The sequence below is a fragment of the endosymbiont of Ridgeia piscesae genome (genome assembly GCF_001443665.1).
GTDB lineage: Bacteria > Pseudomonadota > Gammaproteobacteria > Chromatiales > Chromatiaceae > Endoriftia > Endoriftia persephonae.
Window position 1 is genome coordinate 70,643 of the sequence record NZ_KQ557118.1, and the last position, 15,931, is coordinate 86,573.

20 protein-coding genes are annotated in these 15,931 nt (G+C 59.4%); 15 read left to right on the forward strand and 5 right to left on the reverse strand.

Going from position 1 to position 15,931, the window contains the following annotated elements; genetic code table 11:
- Positions 1 to 113 precede the first annotated feature (113 nt).
- Both Ga0074115_RS03230 and Ga0074115_RS03235 read left to right on the forward strand, forming a co-directional pair.
- A complete protein-coding gene (locus tag Ga0074115_RS03230; protein WP_232432879.1) occupies positions 114 to 344 on the forward strand; it encodes a DUF350 domain-containing protein in 231 nt (76 codons plus the stop codon).
- Positions 345 to 346: 2 nt separating this feature from the next.
- The gene (locus Ga0074115_RS03235; protein WP_057955618.1) at positions 347 to 919 is read left to right on the forward strand and encodes a transglycosylase SLT domain-containing protein; all 573 of its coding nucleotides are present in this window, start codon (positions 347 to 349) and stop codon (positions 917 to 919) included.
- A 1-nt stretch (position 920) separates the two neighbouring features.
- Here the strand turns inward: Ga0074115_RS03235 and Ga0074115_RS03240 are convergent, their stop codons facing one another.
- Positions 921 to 1,736, reverse strand: a complete 816-nt coding sequence (locus Ga0074115_RS03240) for an alpha/beta fold hydrolase (protein WP_060528199.1) — start codon at positions 1,734 to 1,736, stop codon at positions 921 to 923.
- Between the two features lie 204 nt (positions 1,737 to 1,940).
- Here Ga0074115_RS03240 and rpe point away from each other — a divergent pair, with 204 nt between their 5' ends.
- From rpe to Ga0074115_RS03265, 5 genes are all read left to right on the forward strand, one after another.
- Positions 1,941 to 2,633 carry a ribulose-phosphate 3-epimerase gene (gene rpe, locus Ga0074115_RS03245; protein ID WP_005959134.1) on the forward strand — a complete coding sequence of 231 codons (693 nt, stop codon included), beginning with the start codon at positions 1,941 to 1,943 and terminating at the stop codon, positions 2,631 to 2,633.
- Between the two features lie 149 nt (positions 2,634 to 2,782).
- A complete protein-coding gene (locus Ga0074115_RS03250; RefSeq protein WP_057955620.1) occupies positions 2,783 to 3,463 on the forward strand; it encodes a phosphoglycolate phosphatase in 681 nt (226 codons plus the stop codon).
- A 162-nt stretch (positions 3,464 to 3,625) separates the two neighbouring features.
- Positions 3,626 to 5,131: an anthranilate synthase component I gene (gene trpE, locus Ga0074115_RS03255; RefSeq protein WP_057955621.1), complete on the forward strand. Its 1,506-nt coding sequence runs from the start codon at positions 3,626 to 3,628 to the stop codon at positions 5,129 to 5,131.
- Between the two features lie 2 nt (positions 5,132 to 5,133).
- Complete coding sequence (locus Ga0074115_RS03260) at positions 5,134 to 5,712, forward strand: aminodeoxychorismate synthase component II (RefSeq protein WP_082626767.1); 579 nt, start codon at positions 5,134 to 5,136, stop codon at positions 5,710 to 5,712.
- A 38-nt stretch (positions 5,713 to 5,750) separates the two neighbouring features.
- Entirely contained in the window at positions 5,751 to 5,987 is a 237-nt protein-coding gene (locus Ga0074115_RS03265; RefSeq protein WP_057955622.1) for a DUF1418 family protein, read from the forward strand.
- A 20-nt stretch (positions 5,988 to 6,007) separates the two neighbouring features.
- Here Ga0074115_RS03265 and Ga0074115_RS03270 read toward each other — a convergent pair whose 3' ends face one another.
- Positions 6,008 to 7,498, reverse strand: a complete 1,491-nt coding sequence (locus tag Ga0074115_RS03270; RefSeq protein WP_060528200.1) for a methyl-accepting chemotaxis protein — start codon at positions 7,496 to 7,498, stop codon at positions 6,008 to 6,010.
- The gene (locus Ga0074115_RS03275; RefSeq protein ID WP_060528201.1) at positions 7,473 to 7,991 is read right to left on the reverse strand and encodes a PAS domain-containing protein; all 519 of its coding nucleotides are present in this window, start codon (positions 7,989 to 7,991) and stop codon (positions 7,473 to 7,475) included. Before Ga0074115_RS03275 ends, Ga0074115_RS03270 begins: the two co-directional genes overlap by 26 nt.
- Before the next feature lie 194 nt (positions 7,992 to 8,185).
- Between Ga0074115_RS03275 and trpD the strand changes: the two genes are divergently transcribed.
- The 4 genes from trpD to trpC all read left to right on the forward strand — a co-directional run bounded on the left by trpD (position 8,186) and on the right by trpC (position 10,939).
- Positions 8,186 to 9,208 (forward strand): anthranilate phosphoribosyltransferase, encoded by a 1,023-nt coding sequence (gene trpD / locus Ga0074115_RS03280; RefSeq protein WP_057955626.1) that lies wholly within the window; start codon positions 8,186 to 8,188, stop codon positions 9,206 to 9,208.
- Positions 9,205 to 9,504 carry a GIY-YIG nuclease family protein gene (locus tag Ga0074115_RS03285; RefSeq protein WP_057955627.1) on the forward strand — a complete coding sequence of 100 codons (300 nt, stop codon included), beginning with the start codon at positions 9,205 to 9,207 and terminating at the stop codon, positions 9,502 to 9,504. Before trpD ends, Ga0074115_RS03285 begins: the two co-directional genes overlap by 4 nt.
- A 130-nt stretch (positions 9,505 to 9,634) precedes the next feature.
- Positions 9,635 to 10,066, forward strand: a complete 432-nt coding sequence (locus tag Ga0074115_RS03290) for an indole-3-glycerol phosphate synthase (RefSeq protein WP_232432880.1) — start codon at positions 9,635 to 9,637, stop codon at positions 10,064 to 10,066.
- 75 nt (positions 10,067 to 10,141) lie between these two features.
- Complete coding sequence (gene trpC / locus Ga0074115_RS03295) at positions 10,142 to 10,939, forward strand: indole-3-glycerol phosphate synthase TrpC (RefSeq protein ID WP_198295031.1); 798 nt, start codon at positions 10,142 to 10,144, stop codon at positions 10,937 to 10,939.
- 84 nt (positions 10,940 to 11,023) lie between these two features.
- Here the strand turns inward: trpC and crp are convergent, their stop codons facing one another.
- Entirely contained in the window at positions 11,024 to 11,677 is a 654-nt protein-coding gene (gene crp, locus Ga0074115_RS03300; protein WP_005959123.1) for a cAMP-activated global transcriptional regulator CRP, read from the reverse strand.
- 241 nt (positions 11,678 to 11,918) lie between these two features.
- Here crp and Ga0074115_RS03305 point away from each other — a divergent pair, with 241 nt between their 5' ends.
- From Ga0074115_RS03305 to speD, 4 genes are all read left to right on the forward strand, one after another.
- On the forward strand, positions 11,919 to 12,335 hold the full coding sequence (locus tag Ga0074115_RS03305) for an OsmC family protein (RefSeq protein WP_057955654.1): 417 nt from the start codon (positions 11,919 to 11,921) through the stop codon (positions 12,333 to 12,335).
- Positions 12,328 to 13,929 (forward strand): DUF885 family protein, encoded by a 1,602-nt coding sequence (locus Ga0074115_RS03310; RefSeq protein WP_060528202.1) that lies wholly within the window; start codon positions 12,328 to 12,330, stop codon positions 13,927 to 13,929. The genes Ga0074115_RS03305 and Ga0074115_RS03310 overlap by 8 nt, the downstream gene beginning before the upstream one ends.
- Positions 13,929 to 14,339, forward strand: a complete 411-nt coding sequence (locus tag Ga0074115_RS03315; RefSeq protein ID WP_039960102.1) for a VOC family protein — start codon at positions 13,929 to 13,931, stop codon at positions 14,337 to 14,339. The genes Ga0074115_RS03310 and Ga0074115_RS03315 overlap by 1 nt, the downstream gene beginning before the upstream one ends.
- A 72-nt stretch (positions 14,340 to 14,411) precedes the next feature.
- Positions 14,412 to 15,218: an adenosylmethionine decarboxylase gene (gene speD, locus Ga0074115_RS03320; RefSeq protein ID WP_057955655.1), complete on the forward strand. Its 807-nt coding sequence runs from the start codon at positions 14,412 to 14,414 to the stop codon at positions 15,216 to 15,218.
- A 59-nt stretch (positions 15,219 to 15,277) separates the two neighbouring features.
- Here speD and coq7 read toward each other — a convergent pair whose 3' ends face one another.
- Positions 15,278 to 15,922 (reverse strand): 2-polyprenyl-3-methyl-6-methoxy-1,4-benzoquinone monooxygenase, encoded by a 645-nt coding sequence (gene coq7 / locus Ga0074115_RS03325; protein WP_057955631.1) that lies wholly within the window; start codon positions 15,920 to 15,922, stop codon positions 15,278 to 15,280.
- Positions 15,923 to 15,931 lie beyond the last annotated feature (9 nt).

Genomic DNA, 15,931 nt, shown 5'->3' on the forward strand with positions numbered 1-15,931 from the left:
CTTGAGCCAGCGCTGCCGGATGCCTATGCTTAAGACTCTGTGCCTAGGGACAAAAGAAGCCCAGTGCACATCTGGCTTGCCGCAAATCCAATAAAAACGTGCTGGGGGAAAGCATGACCGATAGTCTTGATCCGATTCTGCTCAACTTCGTCTATGCCATTTTTGGTGGCGCCCTGACGATCTTTTTCATGTGGTTTGGTTGCAAGGTCTTCAGCCACATCGTCAACTTCAGCATTCCGGACGAGTTGCAAAAGGGCAACATTGCGGTCGGCATCATGATCATGGGTATCTTTGTCGGCATTGGTACTGCACTGGGTTTGGTGATAGGGCTTGGGTTGAATTGACCATGTCCGCACGAACCCTCAGGTTGTTCGTGCTGTTGGTGATCATCCCCGGGCTGGCGCTGGCCGGGGTGGCGAAGCATGTCAGCCATGAGCACTGGACCAAACAGTACGACCGCTATTTCCGCAAATATACCAAGCACTACTTCGGCCCCCATGTGGACTGGCGCTGGTTCAAGGCGCAGGGAATTGCCGAGTCCGGCCTCAAAGCGGATGCGCTGAGTCGGGTCGGTGCCAAGGGGATCATGCAGATCCTGCCCAGCACCTACGAGGAGATCAAGAAGAAGAACCCCCACTTCACCCAGATCGACGAGCCGCGCTGGAATATCGCGGCGGGCATCTTCTACGATCGCATGCTCTATCGCCGCTGGAAGAAGGGGGCGCTGCCCACCGAGCAGCGGCTGCCGTTTGCCCTAGCCAGCTACAACGCAGGCTATGGCAAGGTCTCAAAGGCCTTCAAGCGAGCGAAGTCGAGGCATGGCGATATCAAACAGTGGGAGCAGGTGGCGCCTTTTACGCCGCGGGAGACACGTCACTATGTCAGTCGTATCAAAGATCTGATGGAGCCGGAGGAATAGCTTATTTTAGTTGCCGCTCCTCACCGGCAGCATGCCTGCGGATCCAGGCGCGGGTGCGGTTGATCAGCGTCTGCTCGAGGTTGCTGAAGAAGTGGTCGGCACCCTCGATGCGGTCTTGCCGATAGGTCTGTAACTCTGCTCGCTTGGCGACAATGCGTCGTAGCCTGGCAGTGTCGGTGACACTGGCTAGATCGCGACTGCCGTAGAGATCGAGCATCGGCAGCTTGAGCTTACGCAGCGTCTCGTATACCGGATTCTCCTCCTGTTCCTGCGGTGTCGGCAGGCCGATTGCGACAAATGCACGGATCGCCTCGGGTGGGGCGCCGTCGGCGAGAAACTCCAGCCCCATGCGTGCCCCGAGACTGTGGCCAATCAGCACCAGATTGTGGTTATTCTGTTCCCTGAAGAACTTCGCGGCACTGCGGATGCGTGGGAACGCCTCGGGGATCAGCCGCAGCCACTCCGCCTGCGTTGCGCCAGGGGCGGCCACCGGCAGTTGGATCGAAAGGGTCTCCCAGCCGTGTTTAGGCAGCGCCGTGCGCAGCGGATGGATTACCTGATCCCAGTCAGGGTTGGCGCCCATACTATGCAGCAGGATCACGCCGCCCTGCACCTGTTTGGCGGGACTCAGGGTGTGGATGGCGAGAAAACGCCTACCCTCCGCCTTCAGCCAGATCGGCTGGCCCTCCAGAATGGCATCGAAGATCTGCTCGGCAATGCGCCCCTCCCGGGTCAGATCGGCGGCGCTGAGTAGGCCGGGCAGCAGACAGAATAGTAGGCTGATGGCGTATCGGTTGATGCTTCTGTACGGCTCCATGGTAGAGGAATTTAGACCAGAATCACGCCGTCGTCATGCCGTTGCGGCGTCTGCTGCATGCCGACCGGTGGGGAGGCTGAAAATTCTCCTGCTTTGGGGTAAAGTGCCCCGTCAACTTATATCGAGGGTTGGGGCCGCCGGTTTCCAACCAGCTTCCAGGGTCGTCATGGCGCTGGTGAATCAAATTTGAAAGGGGAGTAAAGCATGGCCCGTCAAGCTGATCAGATCGCACCGTCCATCCTTTCGGCGGACTTCGCCAAGCTGGGTGAGGAGGTGGATAACGTCCTCGCCTCCGGCGCCGAGATCGTCCACTTCGACGTGATGGACAACCATTACGTGCCCAACCTGACCATCGGTCCGCTGGTCTGCGAGGCGCTGCGCAAGCACGGCGTCACCGCCGATATCGACGTGCACATGATGGTCAAGCCGGTGGATCGCATCATCCCCGATTTCGCCAAGGCCGGCGCCACCTACATCACCTTCCATCCGGAGGCCTCTGAGCACATCGACCGCTCCCTGCAGCTGATCCGCAACGAAGGCTGCAAGTCTGGCCTGGTCTTCAACCCCGCCACCCCGCTGTCGCACCTGGATTATGTACTCGACAAGGTCGACATGATCCTGCTGATGTCGGTCAACCCGGGCTTCGGCGGCCAGAGCTTCATCCCTGCCACCCTGGACAAGCTGCGCGCCTGCCGCAAGCTGATTGACGACTCCGGTCTGGATATCCGTCTGGAGATTGACGGCGGAGTCAAGGTCGACAACATCGCTGAGATCAAGGCCGCTGGTGCTGACACCTTCGTCGCCGGCTCCGGTATCTTTGGTTTTCCCGAAGAGGGCGATGCCAACCGCTACAACACCATCGTCGGCAAGATGATGGCTGAATTGGGCAAAGTCTGATCCGGCTTGACGCTGAAAACGAGGCCTGGTTGGCCCCGTTTTTTGTTGTCTGGCAGGAGCTTCTCTGATTTCCACAGGTAGGGTGCGCAAACTTTTCTCCTCCCTTCTGTATCCTTGCTCCTTTTGAGTCACCAAGCAGGTAGCAGATTATGAGCCTTAGGCAGCCCAAGATGGTCCTTATCGACGTGGACGGTACCCTGGTGGACAGCGTTCCCGACCTGGCCTGGTGTGTCGATGAGATGATGCGGCAGCTGGGTCATCCGGTTTGGGGTGAGGGTCGGGTGCGCGACTGGGTGGGCAACGGTGTCGAACGTCTGGTGCGCCGGGCGTTGATCGGTCAGCTCGATGATGAGCCATCGGATGAGGCGTTCGAGAAGGCCTATCCGATCTTCCTGGAACTCTACGCGGAGAATACCTCCAAGCGTTCGGCGCTCTATCCGGGGGTGCGAGAGGGGCTGGACTACCTCAAGGCGAAGGGCTACAAGCTGGGCTGTGTTACTAACAAGGCGGCCCAGTTCACTCTGCCGCTACTGAAGGATCTGGGCATTCACGATGATTTCGAGATCATCATCTCCGGTGATACCCTGCCGAAAAAGAAGCCTGACCCGATGCCGCTGCTGCATGGCGCAAAATACTTTGGGATCGATCCTGCCGAGGCAATGATGATCGGCGACTCCAAGAGTGATGTGAAGGCGGCTCGGGCCGCCGGGTTCCAGATTATTTGCATGAGCTATGGCTATAATCACGGCGAGGATATCCGCAACTACGATCCGGATGCAGTGGTTGACTCGATGGCAGAGGTCAAGGATTTGCTGGAGGCTGCAGCTTGAGTCGCGCCATCCTTTTCGATTATCTTTGAGCGCCATTCCATAGTCAGAACAAGAGTATGTACTTCCTTCTCCACAAAAAGAGCCTGAAGACCGGCACACGATGGCGTTGGTGATTTCGACCGAAGCGTCTGTTGTTTGTCTGTCTGTTGTGTGGAGAGGATCATGATCCCCCAAGAATTCGATGCCCTGGTGGACCAGGGTTTTAACCGCATCCCTGTCGCCTGCGAGGTGCTGGCCGACCTCGATACTCCCCTGAGTGTCTATCTCAAGTTGGCAGACGGCCCCTACTCCTATCTCTTCGAGTCGGTCCACGGCGGTGAGAAGTGGGGCCGCTACTCGATCATCGGTTTGCCCTGTCGTACCCATGTCCGGGTCAATGATCATCGCGTCGAGGTGGTGACCGACGGTGAAGTCGTGGAGGCCGACGAGGCGACGGATCCGCTCGCCTGGATCGAGGCCTTTCAGGGGCGCTACAAGGCGGCGGAGCCGGAAGGGCTGCCCCGCTTCAACGGCGGCCTGGTGGGCTATTTCGGTTACGACATCGTTCGCTATATCGAACCCAAGCTGGCGAATTGCCCCAACCCGGATCTGATGGGCACCCCGGACATCCTGCTGATGGTCTCCGACGAACTGGTGGTATTCGACAACCTCAGCGGGCGCATGTTTGTCATCGTGCATGTGAACCCTAGCGCCGGCGGCACCCTGGATGGAGCCGAGGCGCGGATCCGCGAGCTGATCCAGTCGATGAAGCGCGGCGCACCCCGGGGGGGCTGTAAAACCGCCCGTCAGGTGAATGAGTCGGACTTTGTCTCCGGCTTCTCCGAGGAGGGCTTCAGGCAGGCGGTGGACCGGATTAAAGAGTACATCCTGGAAGGCGACTGCATGCAGGTGGTGATCTCGCAGCGCCTCTCGATCCCGTTCCAGGCGCCGCCGCTCGATCTCTACCGCGCCCTGCGCGGACTCAATCCCTCGCCCTACATGTACTTCCTCAATCTGGGTGAGTTCCATATCGTCGGCTCCTCACCGGAGATCCTGACCCGCCTGGAGGATGGCGTGGTGACGGTGCGTCCCATCGCCGGCACCCGCCGTCGCGGTTACACCGAGGAGGAGGACCGGGCGCTGGAGGCAGAGCTGCTGGCCGACCCCAAGGAGCGTGCTGAGCACCTGATGCTGATCGACCTGGGGCGCAATGACGCTGGTCGTGTCGCCAAGGTGGGTAGCGTGCGGCTCACCGACGAGTTCATCATCGAACGCTACTCCCACGTTATGCACATCGTCTCTAACGTCACCGGTGAGCTGAAAGAGGGCATGAGTGCGATGGATGTGCTGCGCGCCACCTTCCCCGCCGGCACGGTCAGTGGGGCGCCGAAGATCCGGGCGATGGAGATCATCGACGAACTGGAACCGGTGAAACGGGGTGTCTATTCGGGCGCGGTGGGTTACCTCTCCTGGAACGGCAACATGGATACCGCCATCGCCATCCGCACCGCGGTGATCAAAGATCAAACATTACACATTCAGGCCGGCGCCGGGGTGGTGGCCGACTCCATCCCCGCCCTGGAGTGGAAAGAGACCATGAACAAGGGGAGGGCCATCTTCCGTGCCGTGGCCCTGGCGGAGGCCGGTATCGACCGCCACGCCTGTGATCCGTCTGAAGAGGAGGCGTAGTCATGTTGTTGATGATCGATAATTACGACTCCTTCACCTATAACCTGGTGCAGTATTTTGGCGAGCTGGGCGCGGAAGTGGTGGTGAAGCGCAATGACGAGATCACCGTCGACGATATCGAGGCGCTGCAGCCGGATCACTTGGTGATTTCCCCAGGCCCCTGCACCCCCAACGAGGCTGGTATCTCGGTGGCGGCGATCAAGGCCTTCGCCGGGCGCATCCCGCTGCTCGGTGTCTGTCTTGGTCACCAGTCGATCGGCCAGGCCTTCGGCGGAAAGATCGTGCACGCCCGTGAGGTGATGCATGGCAAGACCTCGCCTATTCACCATGCCGACAGAGGCGTCTTCAGCGGTTTGGAGAATCCCTTCGAGGCGACTCGCTATCATTCGCTGGTGATCGAGAAGGCGAGTCTGCCAGACTGTCTGGAGATCACCGCCTGGACCGAACGTGACGGCGAGATGGATGAGATCATGGGGGTGCGCCATAAGGAACTCGACGTGCAGGGGGTGCAGTTCCACCCCGAGTCGATTCTGACTCGCCACGGCCATGACATGCTGAGCAACTTTATCGACGGAAAATAGGATAGGTTTGGAATAACCAACAACAGGGAGTCGTTGAGATGGAACAACAAGAAAGGCAGATCAAGTTGCCGCCGCAGCTGCTGCTTCTCGATATGCTGGGTGCGATTCTGATGGGTGTAGGGCTGGCTGACTGGCTGGCCAATACCAGTCTCGTACCAGAGTCGATGCGCTTCGAGAACTATGACATCGTCATGGTGGTCGTTGGGGGATTGATGATGTTGCCTCCGCTCATCTACATTGTGCGGACGGCGCTGGAGTTGCGACGTTCCGCTTGAGCGCAGGGATATAGGAGTGTTTAGACCAGCTTAATATCGCTATCGTTGCGGTTTGTTTCAAGGCGTCGTTTTTCGTCCATCAGTTCAGACATCGCTGCGATCAATACTGAACTTGAGGCCTCAACCACATTGAACCGGTCCAGGATCTCTTCGCGCACGGCTTCATTGTTTTTCCAATCCCTGTTCAGCAGGGCCACCACCTGATGCACGCTGTTGTGCACCTGCTCATGGGGTATCTGGAGTCTTTCATAGGAGGGAAGGTGCCTGAATACATTAAACCCCTGTGCCGATTCGTACCATTGACCAAAGCGGCACTGGTGATGGTCCACCTTGGTTGCCTGCCACTCAGGGCTGCCCTCCCCCATCTCATAGGCGCGATAGGCATTCTGCAGATAGATCATGTGGTCGAGCTTAATCAGTGAGGCGTTGCTGACCCCCTGAGCATAGGCGATGGTCTCATAGCTGGCCTGGGCGCCGTCAGCCACCTGATTGAAGCCAGTCTCAAAGTCGGCAACCATCTCCTGGGAGTGGTCGGCCATCTCTGCAATGGTGGCTGCATTGTCGGACATGGTCTGGGTGGCCGTGGAGAAGCCGTGAATAATCTGCTCGATGCTGCCGGCCGCCTGTTTGGTGCTCTCCGCCAACTTCTTGACCTCATCGGCCACCACTGCAAATCCTCGGCCATGTTCGCCGGCGCGGGCCGCCTCGATGGCGGCATTCAGCGCCAGCAGATTGGTCTGGTCGGCTATCTGGGTGATCAGAGAGAGTGCCTGAATGACTTCGATACTGTGTTCGTTGAGGGTGGAAGAAGAGCTCTGGATCTCGCCGATCATCTCCACCAAACTGCGTAGTTGGCCTGTCACCTCACTGATCGATTCGCGACCGGCCAGCGCGGTATTGGCAGCCTGCCGGGAGATATCCTCAACCGTGCCCATGTGCTCCGCCATTTCGCCGAGGTCTGCCTGGGTCAGCTGCAGATTGCTGAGCAGTGAATCGGTCTTGGATGCGCTGAGTTTGCCGAAGAAGACATCAACCTCCCGGTGGCGCCTATTCTCCGCCATGGCATCGACTGAGGCGTTGATGCGCTCCATGGCTTTCTGGTAGGAGCCGTGCAGCCCTGCCGGGAAACACTTGCGATGGAATTGCTCCTTGAGGGCCAGCTCAAAGGTGGTGCTGGTCTCTTTGAAAAAAGCCTCCTCCTGATCGCGTCCCTCATTCAGGTTCCAGGCGGTCTCCGCCAGATTATGTTTCTCGGGGATCTGGGTGATCCGGTACTGCAGGTCGCCTTTGATGATCGCCTGGCCCATGGCCTTGATCTTGGCGATTAATTCCTGGTCTTCGCGCTCCGTGCGCCAGGTCAGAACCCCCAGTACCAGGGCTAGTATCAAGCCAGCGATGAGTTCCGTCTGCAGGCCGTGACGGAACAGGCCGATGATGACCAAAACCACCAGCGCCCCCAGCATGAGTCGGTTAAGGGTTGCTGCCCTAAATCTCAAGAACGAAGTGCTCATAATCGCTCCTGTAGTCGGTCAGTTTTGCCTGTAGCAGCTGGGTCGATGCCTGGATTGCTTGTCTGGCCCCCGTCCGCTGCTCTACCGCCAGCATCTCTGCGTAGATCGGTTCGATCAACCGTACCGACTCCTCCTTTGGCCGGCGTCTTACCGAATAGTAACCGACTAACTTGCCAGAGGGATTCAATGTCGGGGTGATGTTGGCGAAGACCCAGTAGAAGCTGCCATCCCTGCTCATGTTTTTGACGTAGCCGAAGAACTCCCGGCCCTGTTTGAGCGTATCCCACAGCAGTTGAAAGATGCCCCTTGGCATATCCGGGTGACGTATGATGTTCTGTTGCTGGCCCAGCAATTCCGCTTCGCTGTAGCCCGCAATCTGCATAAAAATACGGTTGGTGTAGGTTATGCGACCGCTTGGGTCGGTCTTGGAGACGATAAAGTCCTCTTCCTTGAGCTTCCGTTCTTTGTTGATGGGTTGGATCTTGTTTTTCATTCAATGAGTCCCCTGGCACCTCTCCCCACCTCCTACTTTCGGCAGGGGGGGGCGGAAAAGTTAATTCATTCCTGGGGGCGATGAGCGGGTTTACTGGTTCGGAGCCGAACCCTGCGTATGAGATATCTTTGCGTCCTTCGCACTTCTTTGCGATCTTTGCGTTATTCCAAGATAAACGAAAGGGGAGAGTTTCAATGGAGATGCGGCAGGCCATCAATAAAGTCCTGGGCCGTCAGGAGCTGAGCGCCGACGAGATGACCGGGGTGATGCGCACCATCATGACCGGAGGGGCGACTCCGGCACAGATCGGCGGTTTTATCATCGGTCTGCGCATGAAGGGCGAGACGGTAACCGAGATTGCTGCCGCGGCCTCGGTAATGCGCGAGTTGGCCAGTGGTGTCGCCATCGGCGATCTGGAAAATACTGTTGATATCGTCGGCACCGGCGGTGACGCCTCCGGCACCTTCAACGTCTCCACCGCCAGCATGTTTGTCGCCGCCGCCGCCGGTTGCCATGTGGCGAAGCACGGCAATCGTTCAGTCTCCTCCAAATCGGGTAGTGCCGATGCGTTGGAGGCTGCCGGCATCCGGCTCGATCTGATGCCCCAACAGGTTGAGCAGTGCGTGCGCGAGGTGGGTGTTGGCTTCATGTTTGCGCCCGGTCATCACAGTGCCATGAAATACGCCATCGGCCCGCGCAAGGAGATGGGGGTGCGCACCATCTTCAATGTGCTCGGCCCGCTCACCAACCCTGCCGGCGTGCCCAACCAGCTGCTCGGTGTTTTCAGTGAAGAGCTGCTGGAGCCCCTGGCCGAGGTGCTGCAGCGGCTTGGTAGCCAGCATGTGATGGTAGTCCACTCTCGCGACGGCCTTGATGAAATCAGTATTGGCGAGGCCACCGACGTGGCCGAGCTGAGGGATGGTCAGATCCGTCGTTATTCGATCCAGCCGGAAGATTTCAGCATCAAACGCACCGCCATCGACAGCATCAAGGCGGACGATGCGGCCCACAGTCTCGATATCATCCGCGGTGTGCTGGAGGATCGCGCTGGCCCGGCTCGGGATATCGTGATGCTCAACGCCGGTGCCGCGATCTACTGTGCCGGGCTTGCCGATAGCCTGACTGACGGGGTGCAGAAGGCCGATCAGGCGATCGCCAGCGGCGAGGCGCGCAATCGGCTCGACCGCCTGGTGGTGCTCAGCCAGAGCTTCGATTGACGGGTGATACTGCGCCTGCGCGGAGCGGTCAGGCGGGGGAGTGGGTTGTCTACATTCTGTGCTGTGCCGATGACACCCTCTATACAGGGATCACCACCGATCTAGCGAGGCGCCTGACGGAGCACAATCAGGACAATCGTCTGGGCGCCAGATATACTCGGGTGCGGCGCCCGGTGGCGCTAGCCTATCAGCAGGCCTGTGCAGATCGTGCCGCGGCGCTGCGGGAGGAGTATCGCATCAAGCAGCTGAGCCGGGCGCAGAAGCAACGCCTGATCGCGGCTGCTATTTCAGACTAAGTCGTGGACGAGCCTGCGTTGGCCTGGGTCGAAGGGTAAACCCCTATTTTTATCTCACGGCTCGAGTGGCATTCTCAATCGATAAAAAGAGGGTAGCTTGCTGCTGCCAGATAACTATCGGAGGAGAGTTATGGAGTTTTTTGCCAAGACGGTTTGTCGGGCCAATCCACAGCTGATCCAACATCGGGTGCGCATCGAGAATCTGATGAGCTGGTGTGCCACAATTGAGGCCGCGTCGGGTCGGGGCGAGCGCGGTGAGTTGCTGCTGCCCTGGGGGCGATTTCGTGTCCGCCGGGAGGTGATCCAGAGCGGGGTGCGCTTCTCTTTGCCCGGTTGCCCCAACGCCACCCAGTGGACGATTACCGCCGATCAGCATCTCTCCGGCGTGCGTCTGCACTGCACCCTCAACCGCACCAAAATCACCCCAGATCTGCGCAGTCAGCTGGAGGCGTTTGTGGCAGAGTGGCTGGCGGGTCTGGAGTCGGGGCTGCAGGGCAGCCCGATTGTGCGCGTTGGTTGTGAAGATGCAGTCTGCCTCAGCTCCTTCAGCGGTATGGGCTAGCTGGACAGCGCCGTTGATTGTATCGCCTGTGATATGCTTTGCGTCCTTTAGAGGCATCCCCGAGCGTTGGCTGGTATGAGTGACACCCCCGATATCCTGAAAAAGATTCTCCGCCGCAAGTTGGAAGAGATCAGTGCGCGGAGCGAACAGCTGTCGCTGCAGCAGCTGATCAAATCGCTGGATGAGGCAGATGCCCCGCGAGGCTTCGCCGCCGCCATCCAGGCCAGGATCGATGCCGGTGGCGAGGGGGTGATCGCCGAGATAAAGAAGGCCTCGCCCAGCAAGGGGCTACTGCGGGCCGATTTCAGACCGGCGCAGATTGCGCAAAGCTATGCGAGCGGGGGAGCCGCCTGCCTTTCGGTGCTCACCGATATCGATTTCTTCCAGGGCGCTGATGACTACCTGAAACAGGCGCGTGGCGCCTGTAACCTGCCGGTGATCCGCAAGGATTTCATCATTGACCCCTACCAGGTCTATGAGGCGCGCGCGATCAACGCCGATTGCATCCTGCTGATCGTCGCCTGCCTGGATGACCAGCGGCTGCGGGAACTGAACGATCTGGCGCACCAGATCGGCATGGATGTGCTGATCGAGGTGCACGATGAGGTGGAGCTGCAGCGGGCGCTGCAGGTGGAGAATCGGCTGATCGGCATCAACAACCGCAATCTGCGGACCTTTGAGGTGAGTCTGGATACCACCCTGCGGATGTTGGAGCAGATCCCCGGCGACCGCATCCTGGTAACTGAGAGCGGCATCCATAGCGCAAAAGATGTGGCGTTGATGCGCGCTAACGGGGTGCATGCCTTCCTGGTTGGCGAGGCATTTATGCGCGCAGATGATCCGGGAGCGAAACTTGCGGAGCTGTTTGACTAGGCGGGGAGGGGTGAGAGGGCTGCCGGGCTCCAGGGGGAGTGCCTGCCGGCTCTCCTCCTGGAGACGGGTTCTGTGGGACGGGACTCAGCGCGTGCCGAACACTACGATGGTCTTGCCCTTGACGTAGATCAGCCCCTGGGCTTCCAGGTTCTTCAGTACACGCCCAGCCATCTCGCGTGAGCAGCCAACGATGCGGCCAATCTCCTGGCGGGTGATGCGGATCTGCATGCCATCCGGGTGGGTCATGGCATCGGGTTCTTTGCAGAGGTCAAGCAGGGTGCGGGCGATGCGGCCGGTGACGTCGAAAAACGCCAGGTGGCCGACCTTTGTGCTGGTCTGCTCCAGGCGCTGCGAGAGCTGCGCGCCCATCGCATAGAGGGTGTCCTTCATGTATTCACGCAGCTCGGTATCAAACAGCTGTTCAAGGCGTTTGTAACTGATCTCTGCGATCTGGCAGGGGGTGCGGGTGCGGACCATCACGCTGCGCTTTGGCTGAGGGACGAAGAGCCCCATCTCGCCGATGAACTCCCCTTTATTGAGGTAGGTGAGGATGATCTCGCGACCATCATCATCCTCGATGTAGACTGCGACTGAACCTTCGGTGAGGTAGTAGAGTACATCGGAGGGATCACCGATATGGATGATCTCGGTATTCTTTGGATAGCGGCGCCGGTGACAAAACGAGAGGAATCGCTGAAGATACTCTGGCTCTTGGGGTGGCGGCTTGATTATTGTCATAAGTCGGTTTCTCGTTGAATGGCCCGATGAGCTGTTTGGGATAATTTAGCTCTCAACGTCCAATTCTAGCAACCCATTCAACACTGTCGATGAAGCCGTCGTAGTGTCGGGTTGCTGATAGTGGTGGCTGTTCATCCTAAACAATTGAACAGCATATAAATAAAACTTAGCTTCGTCGACCTTATTGTGCGGCTGTGGCGGGGTTTTTGTGGGTTTCCTGATCAATCAGTTTGGAGTTGTGATGAAGGCACGGGTGAAGTGGGTGGAAGATGCAGCGATGATGGGTGAGTCCGGCAGCGGGCATGCGGTGATAATGGACGGTCCGGAGGCGTTTGGCGGACGCAACCTGGGGATACGGCCGATGGAGATGCTGCTGCTCGGCATGGGTGGCTGCACCGAGTTTGATGTGTTGTCGATGCTGAAGAAGTCGCGCCAGCAGGTGACCGGTTGTGTGGTCGAGTTGGAGGCAGAACGGGCCGAGAGTGAGCCAAAGATCTTCACCCGGATCCACGCTCACTTTATCGTCAGCGGCAAAGAGCTGAGTGAAAAGCATGTGGCCCGCGCCATCTCTCTGAGCGCCGAGAAGTACTGTTCCGCCTCGATCATGCTCGGCAAAGTGGCGGAGGTGACCCACGACTATGAGATCCTGGATGTCTGAAGCGGCCGATTTCGATGCGCTGGTTGCTGAGTTCTACCAGGTCTGGTTTCGCTTCCATCCCAGCGCAGCGCTGTTTGCCGGTGTCGCGGGTTATGAGGGGCAACTGGCCGCGGATGGCGACGATGATGTGGGCGCGTTGGCCGGTTGGCTCGGCAATCTGTTGCTGGGGCTCTCCGAGTTCAGCTTGGAGGCGCTTGATGCGGATCGCCAGATCGACCTGCAGCTGATCTATGGTGCGGTGATCATTGAACGCCGCTGGCTGCTGGAGCAGGACTGGCGGCATCGTGATCCGGCCCGCTATCTGCCGCTGCGGACCCTGCAAGAGTTGGTGCTGCGCCAACCCGAGCAGCTTTGCGAGGCTGTGCAGGGGCTGCTGAAGCGGACCCCTAACTACCTGCGTGATGCGCGCAGTCAGCTCTTGGAGCTGCCGGAACTGGTCTCCAGTCTGTGGCTGGCAGAGGCGCTGGAGCTGCTTGAGCGCGGCATCCCCTGGCTGCACCGGCTGGTACAGGAGCTGCCGCAGGGGCGGGAATGCTGTACTGAACAGGGGCAGTTGCAGGAGTTGAGCTGTACCGCGGCCGAGGCGCTGGAGGACTATCAGCGCTTCCTGCAGGATGAGATAGTGCCAGCCGCGCAGGGGAGTTCGAGCTGTGGTGCGGAGATGGTGGATCTGATCCTGCGCAACCGCCATCAGTTGGCCCTGAGTGGTGAGCAGGCACTGCAGCTGGCGCGACGGGAGAGGGAGAAGATCCGGCGACAACTGGCTGAGCTGGGTGTCGATGCGGACGATCTACAGGATCGGCATCTGGTGGGGCCTGAGCTGACCGGTGAGCAGCGGCAGGCTGTCTATCGCGAGGAGCTGGCTCGGCTCAAGGCGTTTGTGCTGGAGCGGGAGTTGCTGCAGCCACCTGAACAGCCCTGCGAGATCCGGCTGACCGAGGGGTGCTTGAGTCGTATCGCCTGTGACAGCTACTGCCGCACCGAAGCGGGTGGCGTGATCTACCTGCCCTGCCGCACCGAGCGGCCTGAGGGTGGCGAAAGCCTGGCGGAGATCCGCCTGCGTTGTCTCTATGCCGGCTGGGCCGGGCGCCACTTTCTTGCCTGGGCGGGTGGCATCGAGGCGCATAGCCTAGTGCGCCAGATCAACCCGTCCGCCGCCTTCAAACGTGGCTGGGCCCACTATATGAGCGGCCTGCTGGAAGAGCAGGACTACTTTGCTGAAGTAGACCGGCGGCTACTGCAGCAGCGTCGACTGGCGCTGGCGGAGGAGGCGGTGGTGGAGCTGGAGTACCATCTGGGCGATATCGACGGCGTGACCGCGCTGTCGCGACTGCGCAGTGTGGCGATCCTGGGCAACACTGCCGAGGCGCGTCTGACGCAGATATCGCGCCACCCCACCGATGCCTTCATGGCACTGATCGGTGTGCGCCTGCTGGAGGCGACGCGCCGCCGAGTGTTGGAAAAACAGCCGCAGCTGTCGCCGCTGCAGTTTCATGCCAAATTGTTTGCCGAGGGCGCCATCGCCCTGCCGCTAGTGGTGAAGCGCAGCTTTGGCGAATCGGTATGGGAGCAGGTCTCCCGCGAGGTGTTGTGATGAATCGACCGGGTTCCAATCTGGGCATGCGTCATGTGGCGCTCTATGTGCGGGATCTGCCTGCCTGCGAACGGTTCTATGTGAGCCTGCTCGGCATGCAGGTGGAGTGGCGTCCCGATCCGGCCAACGTCTATCTCAGCTCTGGGCCGGATAATCTGGCGCTGCACCAGGCTGCGCCAGGCGAGCGGGATGAATCGCAACAGCGTCTCGACCACATTGGTTTTTTTCTCGCCACGAAGGCGGCGGTGGATGAGTGGTTTGCCTTCCTGCAGGCTGAGGGTGTGCAGATGCGCACCGAGCCGCGCACCCATCGGGATGGCGCGCGCAGCTTCTACTGCTATGATCCCGATGGCATGGTGGTGCAGATCATTTACCATCCACCGGTGGCAGAGTGGGAGCGCCGCAGATAATCGATTGACGGTGGATGGGCAGATGGCCTAGCCTTGCCCGCCTTTCCATTTCCAATGAGGCAGGATCCGCAGATGAAGCGTCTTAAGCTGCATGGATTCAACAACCTGACCAAGACCCTCAGCTTCAATATCTACGATATCTGCTATGCGGCGACGCCCTCGCAAGTAAAGGAGTATATCGAGTATATCGATGATGCCTATAACGCCGAGCGTCTGACCCAGATCTTGACCGATGTGGCCAACATCATTGGCGCCAATATCCTGAATATCGCGCATCAGGATTACGATCCCCAGGGGGCCAGCGTCACCATGCTGATCTCCGAGGAGCCAGTGGCGGCGCAGCAGCTCTCCAATACCGAGGCGCCGGGGCCGCTGCCCGATGCGGTGGTGGCACACCTCGACAAGAGCCACATCACCGTGCATACCTACCCAGAGAGCCACCCGGAGAACAGCATTAGCACCTTCCGCGTCGATATCGACGTCTCCACTTGCGGGCGTATCTCGCCACTGAAGGCGCTCAACTATCTGATCCACTCACTTGAGTCGGATATCGTGATTATGGACTACCGGGTGCGCGGTTTTACCCGCGATGTGGGAGGCAAAAAGCACTACATCGATCACAAGATCAACTCGATCCAGAACTACCTGGCCCGCGACACCAAAAATCGCTACCAGATGATGGACGTCAATGTCTATCAGGAGAACATTTTCCACACCAAGATGATCCTTAAGGAGTTCGATCTGGACGGCTACCTGTTCGGCATGGAGGTGGACGACATGCCGCCGCGCCAGCAGCGCGAGATCAGCGAGCGGATCAAGCGGGAGATGATGGAGATTTTCTACGGCCGCAACATCCAGAAGGGCATGAGACTAATGTAGGCGCGCTGCTGCAGCGCGAATGGCCTGTTCGCACCGCTCGCGGTGCGCCTACAGCCCCATTACAGATAGTAGACCGACGTGGTCATCAGCTTAGAGGTGAGCTTCATCGCCAGTTTGATCGGGCCTGGCAGTTCGGTGCCGCCGGCCTCAAGCGCCAGCGTGGCGTGGTGGATCTCATCCTCTTTCATCTGTTCGAGAATGGCGCGGCTCTTGGCGTCCTGGCTGGGCAGTTGTTGCAGATGGCTGTTCAGGTGCGCCTCCACCTGATGTTCGGTCTCGGCGACAAAGCCCAGGCTCCACTTGTCGCCGGCCAGCCCGGCGGCGGCGCCGATGGCGAATGAGCCGGCGAACCAGAGCGGATTGAGCAAGCTCTTGCGGTTATCCAGTTCATCGAGGCGTCTTTCACACCAGGCCAGATGGTCGTTCTCCTCCTGAGCGGCGCGCTCCATGCTGTCGCGCACCTCCGGCAGCTTGGCAGTCAGCGCCTGGCCCTGATAGAGCGCCTGGGCGCAGACCTCGCCGGTGTGGTTAATGCGCATCAGGCGTGCGGTTTCGTCGCGCTCCTGCTCGCTCATCTCTGACTCGTCGAGGCCGTGTGCGGGATTGGCCCGCTCGGTGACTTGGGGGCGGCCAAACACGGTGCGCAGGGCCTGGTCGAAACCGAGGATCAGACGCTCGGCCGAGGTGTAATTTCGTGCATTCATAATGCTTAA